We start from the raw sequence: 18,780 nt of genomic DNA on the forward strand, positions 1-18,780 counted from the left end.
CTTTTTTCATGATATGATAAAAAGAAAAGGCGGTGGAAGAGTGGAAGCGTTTATGACATTGATCAATCAGGCGGAACGTATCGTGGTGCTGACGGGAGCGGGAATGAGCACGGAATCCGGCATTCCTGATTTTCGTTCGGCGGGCGGTATATGGACCGAAGACACCTCCAGAATGGAAGCGATGAGCAGGGAATACTTTGAACGCCGTCCGCGTGAATTCTGGCCTAAATTCAAACAGCTCTTTCAGATGAAAATGAGCGGAGGCTATGAGCCGAATGCCGGCCATACGTATTTGGCGGATCTTGAAAAGCGGGGAAAGCAGGTAGACATTTTCACGCAGAATATTGACGGGCTGCATAAGAAAGCGGGAAGCAGCAGTGTCTATGAGCTTCACGGTTCAATTCAGACCGCCGCATGCCCCCGCTGCGGAGCGCGCTACGGGCTTTCTCATCTGCTGAAGGACGAAGTGCCGGAATGTACGGCGGAAATCGGTGATCATGCGGTATGCGGCACCGTATTAAAAACGGATGTCGTGCTGTTCGGCGATCTCGTTCAGCATTTTGAAACCCTTTATGAAAAGCTTGATAAAGCTGATCTTCTTCTTGTGATCGGCACTTCGCTTGAAGTGGCGCCGGCAAGGTTTGTCCCTGAGGATGCGGGCCGGATTCCCGGTTTGAAGCAGGTGATCATTAACCTTGAGCCGACATATTGCGACCATTTATTTGATCTTGTCATCCATGAGAAGATCGGTGAATTTGCAAAACGGATCAGCGCCGCGACATAAAAAAGCCGGATCATATACAGATCCGGCTTTTCTTATTCATGGACGGGAATCATTTGATCCGTCAGAACATCAAAGGAGTAGCCCTGGGCTTTCAGTTTTTGGATCAGGCTAGGCAAAGCGTGCACCGTCGCAGGCAGATCGTGCATTAAAATGACATGCGGCCTGCTCGTATGAACGCTTTCCAAATATGCGAGCTGATTCAATACTTCCGGCACGTACCGTGCGTTTTTGTACTTCCAGTCTTCACTGTCTATCGTCCAGTCCCAGTACACGAATCCGCCTTTTTCGAGATTCTTAATCTGGGCAGCCGTCAATGACGGTTTACTGCCGTATGGCGTGCGGACAAGATCCGTTTTTACTCCGGTGATTGCCTCGAGCGTATCGCGTCCCTGCTGCATTTCGTTCAGCGGTGATGTCGGTGTTTGATAAAACAGGTGATTATCGTGCGTCACGCCGTGCAGGCCGAGCGCGATTCCTTCCTGCTTCGCTCTTTGCACGGAATGCTTATAGGCTTTCATCCGCGGTTCAAGCATAAAAAAAGTGGCCTTTGCGCCATTTGCCTTCAATACATTCAACAGCTGTTCAGTATATGGAGACGGCCCGTCGTCGAAGGTTAAATATACCGTTTTTTTCCCTGGGTCACGCTCTTTCTGCAAATGTTTCATTAAGACGTCGGGAGAATCATTTTTCAGCCGCAGGCTTTCTGCTTCATCCCGAAGCTGCCCGTTTGCGGTCACGGTGACCTGTTTGTTTTTTGCGGCGGAAGCGGAATATCCCATTATGACGATTACCAGAAGCAGTCCGCACAAAACTGCTAAACTTGTAAGTTTAAAAGCCAATGAAAACAGAGAAGGGGAAGCACCTTCTTTTGTGTTGCGCATAACAATCTCTCCAGTAGCATAAGTTTCTGCATAATGCCGATAACAGCGGAGGCTTGCGAAGTGCCATAAGTTAACAGCATATGTATGTCGAATCAAGTATACAGGAACAAAACTGGAAAAGACATAGAAAAGATGTCGAATAATAAGATTTTAAGAAAAAAATAAACTCCGCAGCCGGCTCGTTCAGTATGATAGAATAGTTGACAATAACAGCTGAGAATGTACATCACGGCAGATAACGATTAGGAGGGTTTACATGAAGACATTAGTAAACGGCCAGTTGATTGATCGTGAAGAAGCGGCAGTTGATATTGAGGACCGCGGATATCAATTCGGTGACGGTGTGTATGAGGTCATCAGAGTGTATAACGGCGCCTTATTCGGTCTGCGTGAGCATATCGTCCGTCTTTTCAGAAGCGCCGCAGAAATCGGCATCACCCTGCCGTTCTCCGCAGAGGACATAGAATGGGATCTGCAAAAGCTCGTACAGGAAAACAAACTCATTGACGGCGGGGTCTATATACAGACGACGAGAGGGAAGGCGCCGCGGAAGCACCAGTATGACGAAGGATTGGAACCGCAGACGACGGCATACACCTTTTCAGTGAAAAAACCGGAAAATGAACAAAAAGCCGGAGCGCAGGCCATAACGGCGGAAGACAAACGCTGGCTGAGGTGTGACATTAAGAGTCTGAATTTACTGTATAATGTGATGATTAAACAAAAAGCCTATGAAGCAGGCGCTTATGAAGCGGTGCTGATAAGGGACGGAGCGGTTACGGAAGGAACCTCTTCCAATGTATACGCCGTCATAAACGGCACTGTCCGGACGCATCCTGCAAATGAGCTGATTTTAAACGGCATTACGCGGATGAAACTGTTAGAGCTGATGAAAGAAAACGGGATTGAGGTGCGGGAGAAGGCCCTTACCGAAGACGAACTCAGGGATGCGGATGAAATTTTCATCTCGTCAACGACGGCTGAATTAATCCCGATCGTAACCCTTGACGGAAAACCGGTCGGAAGCGGCGCGCCGGGACCTGTAGCCAAAACGATTCAGGAGGCTTTTCAGTCGCACATTCAGCAGGAGCTCGGCGTTCAGTCATAAGCTGAAAAAAAGGCCGGAACACATCCGGCCTTTTTGCTTCAGTCAGATAAAAAGAGATTCGATATGCTGAACGAGCACACGGGAGATCTTCTCTTTTGAAAGACGATCAGGTTCAAGCATGGCATGCAGCGCCAATCCGTCGGCGATGGCGTACATTTTCTCCGCTTCGATCTCTTTATCAAGATTCGGTTTCAGAAGCTTATTTTCATCCAGCCAGTCAATCAGGCCGCGGATATATGCCAAGATCCCGTCCTGCTGGGGATGAAACTCTTCTCCCTTATGTCTGGCATAAGCTGTGAAAGCGAACCATACCTCCATTTCAGCCATCGTTTCTTCATCTGTCGGGATGATTTCAAGCATCAGACGCACCGCTTTTTCTTTCGGCGGCAGATCTTTCATGGCAACTTCGTTAATTCTGGCGGCCGCTTTTTCTTTTACGAGTGTCATCGCATACCCTAAAAGCTCATCCTGTGTGGTGAAATAGTGCCTCAGCGCGCCTAAAGAAAGACCCGCTTCCTGGGCGATGTTTCTCACTGTCGCTCCTTCCATTCCCCGCTCCAAAATCGTCCGCCAAGTGGCTTCGGCTATTTGTTTTCTTCTTTTTTCATGATCGATTATTTTAGGCATGGTTCCAGTGTAACAGGAAATATTTTTTCTTGCAATTTTGTAATACAGTTGTATTAAATAAAAAGCAGTGATACAATGCATTTTAGAAAACGATAAGGGGGAACCGGATTGAACGCGATTGCTTGGTTGATTGTCATTTGTGAGGCTGCGTTTTGGGCGGCTGTCATCTTCGGATTGGCGGCGCGCTATATATTCAGGCGGCAAAAGCTCGGAATGTTTTTTTTCGCTCTCATTCCTTTATTGGATGCCGTACTGTTTCTGGCGGCCGCAGCTGATTTATACAGAGGGGCGGCGGCGACTATGGCGCATGCGGTGGCGGCCATTTATATCGGAGTGTCTGTCGCCTTCGGGAAAAGCATGATTCAATGGGCGGATGAGCGGTTCCGCTATTATGTGGTCAAGGAAGGGGCAAAACCGGTCAAGCGGTACGGGCTGGATTATGCCAAACATTATGCAAAAGGGTGGGGGAGACATGTATTAGCGTTTGTCATCGGCGGCGTTCTTTTAGCCGGAACGGTATTTCTCATTCAGGACGCTTCCCGCACCGAAGCGCTCAGCGTACTGTTAAAGGGCTGGTCTGTCGTATTGTGCATCGATTTTTTGATCATGGCGAGTTTTTTTGTGATGCCGAAAAAAAGAAGAAACAGCCGGGAGCTGTAAAAAAAGCAGCTTTTGATTAAGCTGCTTTACAGAAAGAATTATTTTACGATCAGCACGGGAATATCGGATTTCGATGACAGTTTTTCACTGACGCTTCCGAATAAAAGTTTTTTCAGCCTGTTCTGGTCCCGGCTCCCCATGACGATCAAATCCGCCGATATACGGTCGGCATGCTCGATAATGGCATCAGCGGGATCACCTTCTAAAATGTCGATATCCCCGTCAATCTGGCTGTCGTTCATCAGCATTCTCGCTTCCGCAACAATTTCTTCCGTACGGTCTTCATAAATCAACGGATCAGGGGAGATTCTTTCCGCCTGGAGCGGGTCAGGAACGCTTGCAATCCCGCCGCCGATATACGTTGCCCCGGCTCCCGGCCTCGGGGGATCAACAATCGTCCGGGTATCTTTTGCATTGTGGGAATGTACGACCGTTAAATCCGCGTGAAACGTTTTTGAAAGGTCTATGGCTTTTTGGAGCGCTTTTTTACTATCATCACTTCCGTCAAAAGCTGCTATCAACCGGTCCGCGTGAAACATCAGCCTCATCCTTTCAGTAAAAAAGGTTTGTTTTACAATACCCGTATGGCAGAAATGTAAAACCTGCATTGACAAAAAAAGGATTTGTTTATATGATGAAGGAACAATATAGGGAAAAAGGAGGTATGGATCATGTCAAAACTAAAGCTTGTCAACTCATCTTCAGCTGAATACCGGCGTGACTCCCATACAGCTTCCGTTTTCTGAACATTTGCTTAAAAACGGGGCAGTCGCGCATAAACGGCGGGTCTGTACCTTATTTATAATAATAAGAGGCATGGAGCTGAGGCTTCATGTCTTTTTTTATACAAAAAAATGAAAGAAAGACAGGTGTGATGCATGTGGCGGTATTAGCGAAAACAATGAAAAACAATCCGGAAAAGCTTGAGGGCGGCTGATTGATGAAAGGGGATGACGGTATTTGTTTACTGTATTAAAAAAGCTCGCGTGGTTTTTTAAAGCCTATTGGCTGCGCTATACGACAGCGATTGTTCTGTTATTGATTGTGAATGTCATTGAAATGTTTCCGCCTAAACTTCTCGGTAACGCGATAGACGATATGAAGGCGGGCGTGTTTACAAAAAGCGGGATGCTGTTTTACATATGTGTTTTTCTCGCATTAACGGCAGCCGTCTATTTACTGTCTTATTTTTGGATGTATCAGCTTTTCGGCGGGGCGAATGTCATGGAGAAGATTCTCCGTTCAAAGCTGATGGGAAGGCTTCTTCAAATGTCACCGCCGTTTTACGAGAAATACAGAACGGGCGATTTAATGGCGCGGGGGACAAATGACTTGCAGGCCGTCAGTATGACGACGGGCTTCGGGGTCTTAACGCTCATTGATTCGACGATGTATATGCTGACGATATTTTTGACAATGGGGCTTCTCATCAGCTGGAAGCTGACATTTGCCGCGATTATTCCGCTGCCGATAATGGCGGCTGCGGTCAGCCTGTACGGAAAAAAGATCCATGAGCGGTTTACGGAAGCGCAGGATGCTTTCGGATCATTAAATGACAAGGTGCTGGAGTCGGTATCCGGCGTCCGGGTCATCCGGGCATTCGTGCAGGAAAAAAATGATGTCAGCCGGTTCGGTGATATGACGGCGGATGTATATGAGAAAAATATGAAAGTGGCGTTTATCGATTCACTTTTTGAACCGACTGTGAAGCTTCTCGTCGGCCTCAGCTATCTCATCGGTCTCGGCTACGGCGCTTATCTCGTTTTTCAAAACCGGCTGACGCTGGGAGAGCTGGTATCGTTTAACGTGTACCTCGGAATGATGATCTGGCCGATGTTTGCGATCGGAGAATTAATCAATATCATGCAGCGCGGAAATGCCTCCTTGGATCGTGTCAATGAGACGCTTTCCTATGAGCCTGACGTGACAGGACCCAAGCACCCCGCCGGCATCAAGGAGCCCGGGCGTCTTGCTTTTGAACATGTGACTTTCACATATCCGATCGGAGCTGGACCGGCGGTTTCCGATGTGTCATTTTCCGTTGAGAAAGGGCAGACACTCGGCATCGTCGGGAAGACGGGAAGCGGAAAGACGACGATCATTAAGCAGCTGTTGCGTGAATATCCGCCCGGTGCGGGAGCAATCACGTTTACAGGCGTTCCGATTCAGGAGATTCCGCTTGAGGAGCTCCGCGGGTGGATCGGCTATGTGCCGCAGGATCATATTTTATTTTCAAAGACTGTAAAAGAGAATCTGCTTTACGGACGGCAGTATGCAAACGAAGAGGAAATCGGCAGCGCGCTGAAAGATGCGCATTTTGAAAACGATATCGGTATGCTTTCCGACGGGCTTGAGACGCTTGTCGGCGAGAAGGGCGTAGCGCTCTCGGGCGGACAAAAGCAGCGCATCTCAATTGCGAGAGCGCTTTTGACCGATCCGGACATTCTCATATTAGATGATTCGCTTTCTGCCGTAGACGCGAAAACGGAAGCCGCTATCATTGACAGCATCCGTAAAAAACGGCGGCATAAAACAACGATTATCACCACCCACCGGCTCTCGGCAGTTGAACACGCAGATCTCATTCTCGTCATGGATGAAGGCCGGGTATCTGAAAGAGGCACGCACCGGGAGCTATTGGCGCAGAACGGCTGGTATCGAAAACAATATGAGAGGCAGCAGCTGTCCTCTCTTGAAGAAGGGGGGACGGGCGCATGAAGACCGGGAGAAGATTATGGAATTACGCGCTTCAATATAAGAAGCTGCTGATATGGGCGGTCGTCCTGCTCATTATTGCGGTCGGCACTGAGCTGACCGGCCCGTTTATCGGAAAAAAAATGATTGACGACCACATTCTCGGCATTGAAAAAACATGGGTTAAAGCCTCTGCGGACGATCCGGGCGCCGTCAGGTTCCGGGGGTATGATTATGTCAGGGAGGACCGGCTCAAACCGGGGGCGGACAAAACCGGAGAGGCGCACATTTATCAAGTCGGTGCGGGCTACTATTTTGTTGACCGTCCCGTCAGTTTTGACGGAAACCGTTCGGTGTCTGACGGCCGGCTGACAATATCAAACGGTAAAGAAAGCAGGTCATATCCCGCCATTACGTTATCAAGACAGGAGATTTTTCAATTTTACCGTCCCGAAATAAAAGGATTGCTGACGCTGACCGCCATTTACGCGGGACTGCTCATGTTTTCCGTATGTTTTCATTACGGCCAGCATTATCTGCTGCAGATGGGAGCGAATCGGATCATACAGCGCATGAGGCAGGATGTATTTTCACACATTCAGAAAATGCCGATCCGCTACTTTGATAATCTGCCTGCAGGAAAAGTCGTGGCCCGCATTACGAATGACACAGAAGCGGTCAGGGATTTATATGTAACGGTGCTGTCGACATTTATCACAAGCGGCGTTTATATGCTCGGCATTTTTACGGCGCTGTTTATGCTTGATGTCAGGCTGGCCGCCGTTTGCCTGCTGATTATCCCGATTTTAATGATCTGGTCGGTTGTGTACCGCAAATACGCATCCGTCTTCAACCAAAAAATCCGTTCCATTAACAGTGACATCAATGCGAAAATGAACGAATCCATTCAAGGAATGCCGATTATTCAGGCGTTCCGCCGAGAGAAGGAAACGATGAAGGAATTTGAAGAATTGAATGAATCTCATTTCCGCTACAAAAACAAAATGCTGTCCTTAAATTCCCTCATGTCCCACAGTCTTGTCAATGTGTTGCGCAATCTGGCGTTTGTCGGGCTGATCTGGTATTTCGGAGGTGCGAGTCTGAGTGCGGCCGGAATTGTTTCGATCGGCGTTTTATACGCGTTTGTTGATTATTTAAACCGTTTGTTCCAGCCGGTTACGGGGATTGTCAACCAATTTTCGAAGCTTGAATTGGCCCGTGTCTCTGCCGCCAGGGTATTCGAGCTTTTACAGGAGGAGGAAACGGAAGAAGAAGGCGCTCCCGCAGACAGAAAGGCGGAAGGAACTGTGGAATTCCGCGATGTTTCTTTTGGATATCGAAAGGGAGAAGAGGTGCTGAAACACATCAGCTTTACAGCTGAAAAAGGGGAGACGGTCGCCCTCGTCGGCCATACGGGGTCCGGCAAAAGCTCCATCCTGAATCTTCTGTTCCGTTTTTATGATGCTCAAAAAGGGGATATTCTGCTGGATGGTCAGAGCATATACGGCATGTCGAGGCAGGAGCTGAGGTCGCATATGGGCATTGTGCTGCAAGACCCGTATCTTTTCTCGGGCACGATCGGCTCCAATGTAACGCTCGATGATCAGCGTATTTCTTTGGAGCAGGCGGAAGAAGCGCTTCGCCAAGTCGGTGCCGCAAGCCTTCTGCAATCTTTGCCGAAGGGCATCAGAGAGCCCGTCACTGAAAAAGGCGGCACACTGTCCTCAGGCCAGCGTCAGCTGATTTCTTTTGCAAGAGCGCTTGTGTTCGATCCGGCCATTTTAATTTTGGATGAGGCGACGGCGCACATTGACACCGAAACAGAAGCAGTCATTCAAAAAGCGCTGCAAGTCGTTCAAGAAGGGCGCACGACATTTATTATCGCCCATCGGCTTTCCACGATCAGGCACGCAGACCAGATTCTCGTGCTGGAAAAGGGCCGCATCATTGAAAAGGGAAGCCATGACGAATTAATGGCGCAAAAGGGGCAGTACCATCAAATGTATGAATTGCAGAAAGGAACGGCGAAGTCCGCGGTGTAATCGGAAAGGGTGAATCTAAAGATTCGCCCTTTTTTTCATTCAGTAAGCCAGTCCCACCCGTTTTCTGACAAACTGCGGGCTGATCAGCTCACGGTACAGAAAATGCGCCGTGTCTCCGACGGTGATTTCAGCGCCGTCTTCAGGAAGGCGATCCTGTTCGAACCGGTAAACTCCGGCAGCATCTCCGTCAGGAAGATAGGTGGGACAGATGATCGTCCAGTCAAGATCCTCTGCCAGCAGCATCTCGTATACGCGGGCGTGTTCTTTTGCGGCTCTTGTTGATTTTCGTTTTGATTCTGCCGATTCAAAACGGTATTGATCAGGCATAAGCCGTGATTGAAGGATACCCGCGGTGCCGATCGTAATCAGACGCTGAACATGATGCCGTTTCATGCCGTCTATGATATGGGTCATAGCGGCTGAAAGGGTATCGTCACCGTCCGTGCCGAGACAGCTCACGACTGTGTCCGCTTTGGAAATCAATCGGCTTACATCTTCCCGCCGCCTCGCATTCCCTGTTATGATATGTTTTTCAGGAATGGGAAGGACTGTTCCGGCTGATCTGACAAGAGCGAATATCTCCATGTGTCCATGTTTCTGCGCTTCTTTTATAAAAGCCTGTCCGACTCTTCCCGTTGCTCCGAGTAAAGCGATGTTCATGTAAAAAACCTCCTCGCCGCTCATTATATCATTCAAAGCAGCGGGGAAAAGAATACCTGTGAATAAACGGGAAATGGTGGGCAACATATTCATTGACCAAAGAAACACTTACGAACTGAAACAGCTCCCAATTGACTGAGGCAATGAATGACATGTTTTCCCTCCTTTTTTCCTAGGGTATGTGGAATAGGAAAAAAGAGTGACGGCATAAAAGAAGACGCGGTATCCCGCGCCTTCTGTAAGCCATTTATTGAGTTATTGTACGCCTTGGCCGCCCATGTTCTGCTGTGCGAAAGATACTAAACGTTTCGTGATTTCTCCTCCGACAGAACCGTTTGCACGAGAAGTTGTTTCTCCGCCAAGGTTTACGCCGAACTCAGAAGCAATTTCGTATTTCATTTGGTCGATTGCTTGAGCAGCGCCGGGTACTACTAGTTGGTTTGAAGAGTTGTTGTTTGCCATTTGTATGATCTCCTTTATAAAGTAGTATGGTTGGGTTTGCTGGAATTGCACCAGCCGATGATTTTCGGAATGAAAACCATTGCCAGCTCGGCTTCACCCAATGCTGTTTGCCGCTTTGTACTACGTATTATGGTGAATCAAACGGCATCTCATTCGGAAAACGGTGTGGTAAATAGCGGAAGGAAAAAGAAAAGCCCAGCCTGGTGCGGCTGAGCTTTTAGCTTTCAGTCATATATGTGATAAAGCATTAATTCATGCAGCTCTTTTACGAGAGCCGGCTCTTCTTTTCCCGGATGTGTGTGTCCCCATTCAATGTCTCCGGACTTATGGTAAATCCCTTCGTAATGCGTACCCTGCCAGTAAAATGAAATCCGCCATCCGGGCAGTTTCTCTTTTTTGAATAACGGTTTCCAGCTGAAGTGCGAAATCATGACGTTCACGCTCCTTATGGGAAATGTTGATCTTGTTCATTGTAGCTCATCGTTCATTGCCTGTCCCGGGTAAACCAAAAAAAAGACAGCCTCACCGCCAAAGTTTTTCAGGGGCGGTGATGGACCGTTCTGATAAATACGACGCATATTCAAAATTTCTCCGTTTTGTCAGGTAATCGACCGATCTCAGCTTCGGATGGGAAAAAATGCTGCGCCCGGGGCGGGAATTGGCTTCAAACATCCAAACTTTCCCTGAATGATCGATGCCGAGGTCAAAACCGATTTCGCCGATAAAACCTTCAATGTGCTCATTTAACACGCGGCTGACCGCCAAGGCGGCTTTTGAAAGTTTCCGCATCATGCCGACTCTCTCGCGCGGATCGCCGTATAATTCAGCTAACGTCCTGACTTCTCCGCCGGTTGCCAGATGCGTCGTGATGCTGTTTTCACCGGAAATTTTTGCCGCAATGGCCGTCACTGTCCACTTCCCCTCGGCGTTTTTATTCGTGTGCACCCTGAAATCGACGGGGCGCCCATCCAGCCGGATCAGGTCAATGCCTTGCTGAATTAAAAATGCGGACGGGTCATTGTTTTCTTTAAATGATGTCATGAAGGATGCCGCATCTGAATACTCTGCCGTCACCACCGTTTTTTCCTCATTCGTGTGTTTGACAGATAAGCCGGCATCTGTTTTTTCCACCTTGTAAATCCCCGTTCCGAGTGCGCCGTCTGCAGGTTTGATATAGACGGTGTCAAACGTGCTGCATAACGTTTCTAACGCTTCCGCATTCGGGTGCAGGACAGATTTTGGCAGAAGTGAAGCGGTGAGACTGTTTTTTTCCAGAAGCTTATGAATGTCCCATTTATTAAAGAATTGCGGATTAAACCACGGAATCTGATAGACATTCATCAGCCTTTGTTTTGTCTGTTGTAAAAGCGGAACTTCTTCCGTTTTTCGGCTCGGGAGTCTGTCATATACGACATTCGGAAGCGGGACGGCCGTCCGTTTCCAGCTGTTTTCTTTATAAATCAGCGCTTGGACGGTGCCTTCTTCCCAGTTGATCTGATGAGCACCGAAAACAAAACAATATCCGTTCGCCTGTTCATGAAGAGAGAGCATCTTGGAAAAGAAGTCTGTGCGGTCTCTTAACGGGCGGGTCGGCGATGATGTGAACCCGGCTGTGAAAACGCCGATCAGCGGACCGATGTGCACCGTCTGGCCGTGTATGAGAAAGTCAGCCCGGCTTTTATGCGGTATCAACAGCTCCTCAAATAAATCTTCAGAAAGGAGCGCGCTTTTTTCAAGTGATTGAGAAAAGGCTACACGGCATTTGACAACCTTGGTCCCGAAGGCAGCGGATAAAAGCCCTTCCCGTTTCATGGAGGAGGGGAGAAACAGCGTATTTTTGCTTTTTTTATCGATGCCGACAATCATCCCTTTATGATTCACGCGGTAATACTCCTTTCCGGCTTTCCTGTGACTGAAGTTCGCGGAAGCGTCTCAGCGGACTCGTATACAAATCCTCTTTCGCCTCCGGAGCCACGCTTAAAATAGCTTTCCGCCCCGGCTTTGAATTGACATCCAAAAGCCAGATGCGTCCGTCTTTGGCATAACAAATATCGAGCCCCAGCTCAAACAGCGGCCCGAACCGTTCGTCAAGGAAATAAGGGACGGATTGGGTGATCGAAAAGACATCATCCAATAAAACGGCCTGCTGCTTTCTCGGAATTTCCTCAAACCATGTGTCAAACTTAATCGGTTCAGATCCTCCGGGGAAATGAGATAAAAGACCGTTCTGATAACCCCTTCTGACCGCTTTTCCGACCGTTTCCCAAACGCCTGACTCAGTTTTGCGCATGAAAATGCGGATGTCGCACGGATGCCGCTCTTTATCCTGGATATTTAAGTAGGATTGAAGCAAATAGCGGTGCTGCAGCACTTTTTTGCACCAAGACTTAAAAGACACGTGATTGGAAAATGATTTTGTTTGTTTGTTTTTTCCGATATAGTAAGTGGCCGTAATTGATTTTTTGCCTGTTTCAAGCAGGATGATGCCTCTGCCTCCCGCGCCGAAAGCGGGCTTAAGTATACATGCTTTTTCCTTGGCTAAGTATGATTGCACCTGTTCATAGCGGCTGACTTCGGCCGTTTCAGGAATATAGGGACTGATCAGATGATGTTTTTGGAGCGCATCCGTGACCGTCCATTTATCAGGAAGCCCCCGGCCGATAAATTCCGTTTTCCGATATTTTTTCAGCCATTCGACGATCGGTTTGGCTTTTTGCGCTTCAGCGGATTTTCCGTAAAAACAGCGGTCGTAAATATATTCGGGAATATCGATTTCCGTTTCGTTCCACTTTCCGCTTTGCGGGTGATAGACGAGCGCTTTTACGCGCAAAGAATCCGGAAATATATCAAACGGTGTAAAGCGGGCTAAGCGCACATTATATTGAGGCGCTCTTTCAGCCAATTCCCCGGCGTAATCTTCTTCGTGCCGGCGGGATACAGACATAAAACCGAGTGTTGTCATATTATTACTCCCCCTTTATTCAAAAAGCCGCTGATGGAACGGCCCTTCCATCCAATAAATATGCTAAGGCGCATCATAAAAGATGATCTACTGTAAAGAGTACGAAACAGCATCTTGCCTTATTCCTCACAAACAACAATTCAGGTTCTTCATTTGCCCGCATGCACGCCAGCCTCTATAATACGAATAGATATATCATCAAGAAAATAGAACATTAGATGGAGGCAGAAGAAAAGGAATGGGCATAGCAGGAACGTTTCTATTTATGATTGTGATCGGAGCCGCGATCGGCGCGGTGACGAATCATCTTGCCATTCAGATGTTATTTCGTCCGTACCGGCCGTATTACCTGTTCGGAAAACGGGTTCCGTTTACGCCGGGGCTGATCCCGAAAAGGCGGGATGAATTGGCAAAACAAATGGGGCTCATGGTGACGAACCACCTTTTAACCCCGGAAGGAATAAAAAAACGGCTTTTATCAGATACCGTTAAAAACCAGGCGCTTCTTTTCGCCGAACAATTCACGCAAAAAATGGCCGCTTCCGAGATGACGGTGCACGAAGCTTTGGCCGCCGCGGGCATCCGGAATCCGCAGGAAAAAACGGATGCCTGGATTGACCGTTTTACCGATGAAAAGCTTTCGGAACTGTACCGGAAATATGAGCACCGCGCCATAAAAGACTGGCTTCCTGATGAGCTTCAGGAAAAGCTGGATGAAAAAGTCCCGATGGCCGCAGATTATATCCTGAAGCGGAGCATTGATTATTTTGAGAGCGAAGAAGGGAAAGACAGGCTCGGAAATATGATTGACGACTTTTTGAATTCCCGGGGGATGCTCGGCAGCATGGTGCAGATGTTCCTCGGCAATTCAAGCTTGGCAGACCGTGTGCTGCCTGAGCTGTTAAAGTTTTTGCGCAATGAGGAAACGAAAAAGCTTCTGGCTGATCTGCTTTCTCAAGAATGGGGCAAGCTCAAATCTTATACACTTTATGAGGCCGATGAAAAGTGGAATGCGAAAGATCTGCTGTTCAGCATGAAAAAGCGGGCTTTGGCCGCACTTCAAACCGCGCCCTTTTTCGAATGCCGGCTCGGTGACATCATCTCCCGTTATGAAGGGGAGATTACGGGAACGTACGCGCCGAAGCTGCTTGATGCGGCACTCGGCAGTATTGCCGCTCATTTGGAGGATGTACTGAAACGGCTGCGTCTTGAGGAAGTGGTCAAAGAGCAGGTTGATCAGTTTCCCGTTGAACGGCTGGAGGAAATGGTGCTGTCGATTTCCAAGAGAGAATTTAAGATGATAACGTATTTAGGCGGTTTGCTCGGCGGGATAATCGGAGCAATTCAGGCTTTGTTTGTCATTCTTTTCTAAGGAAAACATACGCCGATGATGAAAGTCGCTCCGCAGTCTGTTATAGTGGAGTGGTATGTCCGAAAGGAAGAAAGGAGCGGTTACTATGGCAGTTCATTTTTATGATGCAGCATATGATCTTGAAAAAGCTTTGCGAAACAGTGATGAATACAGCCGTCTGAGAGGGCTTTATGATCAAGTAAACGCAGATGAATCGGCAAAACGCATGTTTGATAACTTCCGCAATGTACAGCTGCAGCTTCAGCAGAAACAGATGTCAGGTGAAGAAATCACTCAGGAAGAGGTAGAGCAGGCACAAAAAACGGTTGCTCTCGTACAGCAGCATGAATTGATTTCTCAGCTGATGGAAGCGGAACAGCGCATGAGCATGCTGATCGGCGAGTTAAACAAAATCATTATGAAACCTCTTGAAGAGCTTTACGGCAGCCCGGAATAAGCTCCAAACCCCTCCATCTATGAAATGGAGGGGTTTTTTTATTCAACAGAAAAATCAAGCGAACCTTTTACCGTTCCGTTAATGATGATAGACAGAGTGTGAATTCCCCGATAATGCTTGCGGGTGGTTAAATCTTTAAGGGAATGATGTTTGCTGAAGGTTTTTACGTCCCCGTTATCCATGGCGGACTCCGACATCTTAAACACCTTGCGGCTGCGGTGCCCCCTTTTCTTTACAAAATCAATCGCGTATTCAACCCTGACTTTTTGCCGGGCGGATGAGCGGATCTGAAAAGAAAAATGTATGCTTGTTCCGATGGCGGCCGTTTCCGAATTCAGTGTAAAACGTTCCAATGAAATCCGGGAGGCGTCTTCAAACCCGAAAACCGCAAGCGCCTGTTTGTCTCCTCTTTTTAACAGTGTCCTGCAGGCGTGCTTCAAAATCCAGTTCGTGTGCGGACAGCTTCCGAACCGCTCGGCTGCGATCTGTAGCAGAAGATCCGGATGTGTTTTGGAGATGTCATTCAGGTTATTCGCCACGCTTTTTCTGACATATAACGAGTCATCCTGCATCAAGCGGTCCAGAACAGGGAGAATCGGGGAAGGATCGTCAAGAAGAGCCGGAATGGAGATTCCCCATGGCAGGCGCGGTCTTGAGCCTTCGCTGGCAAGCCTTCTGACATGTTCGTCCGGATGCTCCGTCCAGGAAAGGAACTCTTTGAACATCCGCTCCCGGTCAAGCCTGATATACGGGCGGACCGCAAATTCGGAAGTGGAAAAACGAGTGAAATACTGAAGCGCCTTCATAGATTCGTCCCAGTGATCCGTTCCGTACTGTTGGACATAATCGGGAAAAATAATCCCGGCGAGCCCTGAGAAGCGGGGAGCTGTCCCATATAAGACGTCAAGCGCCCGTATGTAATCCTTCGGCAGTGTTTCATATAAAAAGTCTGTGATCCGGCGCATCCGCTGTTTTAACGTCAGTCCGGGCCAATCTTCCTGAAACATCAGCGCCCGGCACTTGTCCCGCTCAAAAGCCGGATACGCCGATTTGATTCTGTTCAGAAGTGCTTCTGCAAATTCTTCGTTATAAATATCTTTTAATAGAGACATGACAGTCACCGCTTTTTTTCTTTTATTATATGAGAATGTATGTTCCCTTTCAACTTTATCATACATTCAGCATAGATATTTCCTCTGATTTTTTTAGTTAAAAAAACCCTTGTTTTTTAACAATATAATTGAGATAATAACTCTGAAAGCGCCTACACTTACAGATGATCTAAGGATACGGTCGCCTATACTGCCTGGTATGTTAAGGGGTAGCAACAGAGAGTAAGTGAAACGAGCGCATCAACGGTCAAATAAGGGGTTCCTGATATATTTCGTAAATAGAAATACACATTGGGGAGAAGGCAGCAAATCGATCGTATCCCAACAAAACGACAGTTCAAAGTCTGCTTGAGGCAGGCTTTTTTGCTGCGGAGAAAAGGTTGTTCTAAACAAAGAGACAGGGTCATATCCTAATGACAAGTACAGTCATCAAGGAGGGGGACTTCTCTGTGTCAAAACAAATGCTGGCGTTAAATATAGACGGAGCGCTTCTTCGCTCCAACGGCAAACTTCATCAGACGACAAAGGATGCCATCGAATACGTCAAGAAAAAAGGAATTTACGTCACACTGGTCACAAACCGCCATTTTCGCTCCGCTCAAAAAGTGGCGAAAATATTAAAGCTGAATGCAAAATTGATTACCCACAGCGGCGCATACATTTCTGAAAAAATAGATGAGCCGTTTTTTGAAAAGAAAATATCAGAAGATCACACGTTTAATATCGTTCAGGTGCTGGAAAGCTATCCATGCAATATCCGGCTTCTTCACGAAAAATATTCGATCGGAAACAAGAAGAAAGTGAACTCCAATCTGGTCGGGAAAACAATGATTCATCCGTCTGACCCGATTTTTTATCCGGTGCAGTTTGTCGAATCATTAAGTGACCTGCTCCTTGATGAGCCGGTTTCAGCGCCCGTCATTGAAGTGCATGCCGAAGATGGCCTGCAGGCTGATATAACGGATACGATAATGAAAGCATTCCCGGCCGTCGATGTGATCCGCGTCAACGGAGAAAAACTGAACATCGTGCCTAAAGGGGTTTCAAAAGAAAGCGGACTTTCGATGGTCGCCGCTGAACTCGGGCTTTCAATGGAAGAGGTTGTGGCTATCGGCCATCAGGAAGATGATCTGCCGATGATCGAGCTGGCCGGTCTTGGCGTCGCGATGGGGAATGCTTCAAATGAATTAAAAAGAAAAGCGGACTGGGTGACAAGGTCAAATGATGAACAGGGAGTCGCCTATATGATTAAGGAATATTTCCGCATGCAGCACCGCAAAGGCTTTCTCGATAAGTTCCATATGAAACGGCCGTAATCAAGAGCCGCAGACGCGAAACGCCGGTCTGCGGCTTTTTCGCGGATTGATTTTAGCCTGTTCTTTCTGTACACTAAAGAAAGTTTTGAATCTGAAAAATAAGGTGATCACATTGCAAATAAAAATAGACGGCATCACGGATGACAGGCTGCATCGTCCGCTGCAAAACATCGCGAATTTATTTTTTGAAGAGTGTGTTCTTGCGTACGGCGAAACGGAGGAACCCTCTGATCTCGTCATCTCACTTGCCATTTCTCAAGATGCAGACAGCGTGTCGGTATCCGGAGAAATCAAAGGAACCGGCGAAAAGGAACATCATACGAAACCGCTTCTTGCCGGATGGAGCGAAAAAGAAGTATTTAAACAGGTGAAAAACACGCTGTCATACGTCTACTTAAATCTTCTTCAATCGCATACGGGCATGACACAAAAATGGGGAATTTTAACCGGCATCAGACCTACTAAACTTCTTCATAAAAAGCTGCAGAGCGGCCTGACAAAAGAAGAGGCGCACGCCGATCTGAAAAAAGATTATCTGATCCATGATGAAAAAATCAATCTGATGCAGGAGATTGTCGACCGCCAGCTTGCGGCGGTTCCCGATCTGTACCGGGTCAAAGATGAAGTCAGCATATATATCGGCATCCCGTTCTGCCCGACGAAATGCGCCTACTGCACATTTCCGGCTTATGCCATTCAAGGACAGGCGGGAAGAGTCGGCTCCTTTTTATGGGGGCTTCACTATGAAATGCAGAAAATCGGAGAATGGCTGAAACAGCATGATATCAAAGTGACGACCATTTATTTCGGCGGCGGCACGCCGACAAGCATTACCGCTGAAGAAATGGATCTTTTATATGAAGAAATGGTCCGCTCTTTCCCGGATGTCGCAAATATCAGGGAGATTACCGTTGAAGCGGGCCGTCCCGACACGATTACGGAGGAAAAGCTGGCCGTTTTAAATAAGTATAAGATTGACAGAATCAGCATTAACCCGCAATCTTATGAAAACGAAACGCTTAAGGCCATCGGCAGACACCATACAGTTGAAGAAACCATCGAAAAATATCATCTTTCCCGCAAACACGGCATGAATAACATCAACATGGACCTGATCATCGGCCTGCCGGGAGAAGGGACGGCTGAGTTCAGGCACAGTCTTGAAGAAACGGAAAAGCTGATGCCTGAATCTTTGACCGTTCATACGCTTTCTTTTAAACGGGCGTCAGAAATGACGAGAAACAAGCATAAGTATAAAGTTGCCGACAGACAGGAAGTGTCCCGCATGATGGATGACGCCGTCCGCTGGACAAAAGAGCACGGGTATACGCCGTACTACTTGTACCGGCAGAAAAACATTCTCGGAAACCTTGAAAATGTCGGCTACTCCTTCCCTGGTCAGGAAAGCATCTACAACATTATGATTATGGAAGAAGTGCAGACGATTATCGGTATCGGCTGCGGCGCGGCAAGCAAATTCATTCATCCGGAAACCGGAAAAATCACGCACTTCGCCAATCCGAAAGATCCGAAATCATATAATGACCGATTCGAGCATTATACAGAAGAGAAAATCAAATACTTAGATGAGATGTTCTTTAAATCTGCATTATAATATCAAAAACGGCACGGAATCAGCGTGCCGTTTTTTTATGTTTAACCGT

Annotated in this window: 19 protein-coding genes; 9 read left to right on the top strand and 10 right to left on the bottom strand. The window is 47.6% G+C overall.

The genetic code is table 11. The annotated features are described in order from the left end of the window. Positions 1 to 52 precede the first annotated feature (52 nt). Positions 53 to 784: an NAD-dependent protein deacylase gene (locus G9F75_RS05850; RefSeq protein WP_370531147.1), complete on the top strand. Its 732-nt coding sequence runs from the start codon at positions 53 to 55 to the stop codon at positions 782 to 784. Between the two features lie 32 nt (positions 785 to 816). On the opposite strand, the gene G9F75_RS05855 is transcribed toward G9F75_RS05850, so the two are convergent. After that, positions 817 to 1,665 carry a polysaccharide deacetylase family protein gene (locus G9F75_RS05855; protein ID WP_014417307.1) on the bottom strand — a complete coding sequence of 283 codons (849 nt, stop codon included), beginning with the start codon at positions 1,663 to 1,665 and terminating at the stop codon, positions 817 to 819. Between the two features lie 256 nt (positions 1,666 to 1,921). On the opposite strand from G9F75_RS05855, the gene dat reads away from it, so the two are divergent. After that, positions 1,922 to 2,773 (top strand): D-amino-acid transaminase, encoded by an 852-nt coding sequence (gene dat, locus G9F75_RS05860; protein ID WP_014417308.1) that lies wholly within the window; start codon positions 1,922 to 1,924, stop codon positions 2,771 to 2,773. Positions 2,774 to 2,815: 42 nt separating this feature from the next. Here the strand turns inward: dat and G9F75_RS05865 are convergent, their stop codons facing one another. Further along, positions 2,816 to 3,400 (bottom strand): TetR/AcrR family transcriptional regulator, encoded by a 585-nt coding sequence (locus G9F75_RS05865; RefSeq protein WP_014720932.1) that lies wholly within the window; start codon positions 3,398 to 3,400, stop codon positions 2,816 to 2,818. A gap of 108 nt (positions 3,401 to 3,508) precedes the next feature. Between G9F75_RS05865 and G9F75_RS05870 the strand changes: the two genes are divergently transcribed. After that, a complete protein-coding gene (locus tag G9F75_RS05870; RefSeq protein ID WP_014417310.1) occupies positions 3,509 to 4,060 on the top strand; it encodes a hypothetical protein in 552 nt (183 codons plus the stop codon). A 38-nt stretch (positions 4,061 to 4,098) separates the two neighbouring features. Here the strand turns inward: G9F75_RS05870 and G9F75_RS05875 are convergent, their stop codons facing one another. Beyond that, a complete protein-coding gene (locus tag G9F75_RS05875; RefSeq protein WP_061862023.1) occupies positions 4,099 to 4,599 on the bottom strand; it encodes a universal stress protein in 501 nt (166 codons plus the stop codon). Between the two features lie 421 nt (positions 4,600 to 5,020). On the opposite strand from G9F75_RS05875, the gene bmrC reads away from it, so the two are divergent. Together bmrC and bmrD are read left to right on the top strand one after the other, a co-directional pair. Beyond that, positions 5,021 to 6,778 (top strand): multidrug ABC transporter ATP-binding protein BmrC, encoded by a 1,758-nt coding sequence (gene bmrC, locus G9F75_RS05880; RefSeq protein ID WP_167408970.1) that lies wholly within the window; start codon positions 5,021 to 5,023, stop codon positions 6,776 to 6,778. Continuing rightward, entirely contained in the window at positions 6,775 to 8,796 is a 2,022-nt protein-coding gene (gene bmrD / locus G9F75_RS05885) for a multidrug resistance ABC transporter ATP-binding protein/permease BmrD (RefSeq protein WP_167408971.1), read from the top strand. Before bmrC ends, bmrD begins: the two co-directional genes overlap by 4 nt. 39 nt (positions 8,797 to 8,835) lie before the next feature. Here bmrD and G9F75_RS05890 read toward each other — a convergent pair whose 3' ends face one another. From G9F75_RS05890 to G9F75_RS05910, 6 genes are all read right to left on the bottom strand, one after another. Next, complete coding sequence (locus tag G9F75_RS05890; RefSeq protein WP_014417314.1) at positions 8,836 to 9,456, bottom strand: NAD(P)-dependent oxidoreductase; 621 nt, start codon at positions 9,454 to 9,456, stop codon at positions 8,836 to 8,838. Between the two features lie 28 nt (positions 9,457 to 9,484). After that, positions 9,485 to 9,610, bottom strand: a complete 126-nt coding sequence (locus tag G9F75_RS20050; RefSeq protein ID WP_007610363.1) for a hypothetical protein — start codon at positions 9,608 to 9,610, stop codon at positions 9,485 to 9,487. 101 nt (positions 9,611 to 9,711) lie between these two features. Then, entirely contained in the window at positions 9,712 to 9,918 is a 207-nt protein-coding gene (locus G9F75_RS05895; RefSeq protein WP_007610368.1) for an alpha/beta-type small acid-soluble spore protein, read from the bottom strand. A gap of 224 nt (positions 9,919 to 10,142) precedes the next feature. Then, complete coding sequence (locus G9F75_RS05900) at positions 10,143 to 10,358, bottom strand: YheE family protein (protein WP_012117190.1); 216 nt, start codon at positions 10,356 to 10,358, stop codon at positions 10,143 to 10,145. Positions 10,359 to 10,440: 82 nt separating this feature from the next. After that, a complete protein-coding gene (locus G9F75_RS05905; protein ID WP_021494919.1) occupies positions 10,441 to 11,799 on the bottom strand; it encodes a YheC/YheD family endospore coat-associated protein in 1,359 nt (452 codons plus the stop codon). Further along, positions 11,789 to 12,880 (bottom strand): YheC/YheD family endospore coat-associated protein, encoded by a 1,092-nt coding sequence (locus G9F75_RS05910; RefSeq protein ID WP_014417317.1) that lies wholly within the window; start codon positions 12,878 to 12,880, stop codon positions 11,789 to 11,791. The genes G9F75_RS05905 and G9F75_RS05910 overlap by 11 nt, the downstream gene beginning before the upstream one ends. A 238-nt stretch (positions 12,881 to 13,118) precedes the next feature. Between G9F75_RS05910 and G9F75_RS05915 the strand changes: the two genes are divergently transcribed. Further along, the gene (locus G9F75_RS05915; RefSeq protein WP_014417318.1) at positions 13,119 to 14,252 is read left to right on the top strand and encodes a DUF445 domain-containing protein; all 1,134 of its coding nucleotides are present in this window, start codon (positions 13,119 to 13,121) and stop codon (positions 14,250 to 14,252) included. 85 nt (positions 14,253 to 14,337) lie between these two features. Then, complete coding sequence (locus G9F75_RS05920; protein ID WP_014720937.1) at positions 14,338 to 14,688, top strand: YlbF/YmcA family competence regulator; 351 nt, start codon at positions 14,338 to 14,340, stop codon at positions 14,686 to 14,688. Positions 14,689 to 14,726: 38 nt separating this feature from the next. On the opposite strand, the gene G9F75_RS05925 is transcribed toward G9F75_RS05920, so the two are convergent. After that, entirely contained in the window at positions 14,727 to 15,866 is a 1,140-nt protein-coding gene (locus tag G9F75_RS05925; protein ID WP_021494920.1) for a DNA alkylation repair protein, read from the bottom strand. A gap of 383 nt (positions 15,867 to 16,249) precedes the next feature. On the opposite strand from G9F75_RS05925, the gene G9F75_RS05930 reads away from it, so the two are divergent. After that, a complete protein-coding gene (locus G9F75_RS05930) occupies positions 16,250 to 17,116 on the top strand; it encodes a Cof-type HAD-IIB family hydrolase (RefSeq protein ID WP_012117197.1) in 867 nt (288 codons plus the stop codon). 112 nt (positions 17,117 to 17,228) lie between these two features. Continuing rightward, complete coding sequence (locus tag G9F75_RS05935) at positions 17,229 to 18,731, top strand: coproporphyrinogen III oxidase (RefSeq protein WP_021494921.1); 1,503 nt, start codon at positions 17,229 to 17,231, stop codon at positions 18,729 to 18,731. Positions 18,732 to 18,780 lie beyond the last annotated feature (49 nt).

The organism is Bacillus sp. EKM208B (assembly GCF_011800725.1).
GTDB lineage: Bacteria > Bacillota > Bacilli > Bacillales > Bacillaceae > Bacillus > Bacillus velezensis.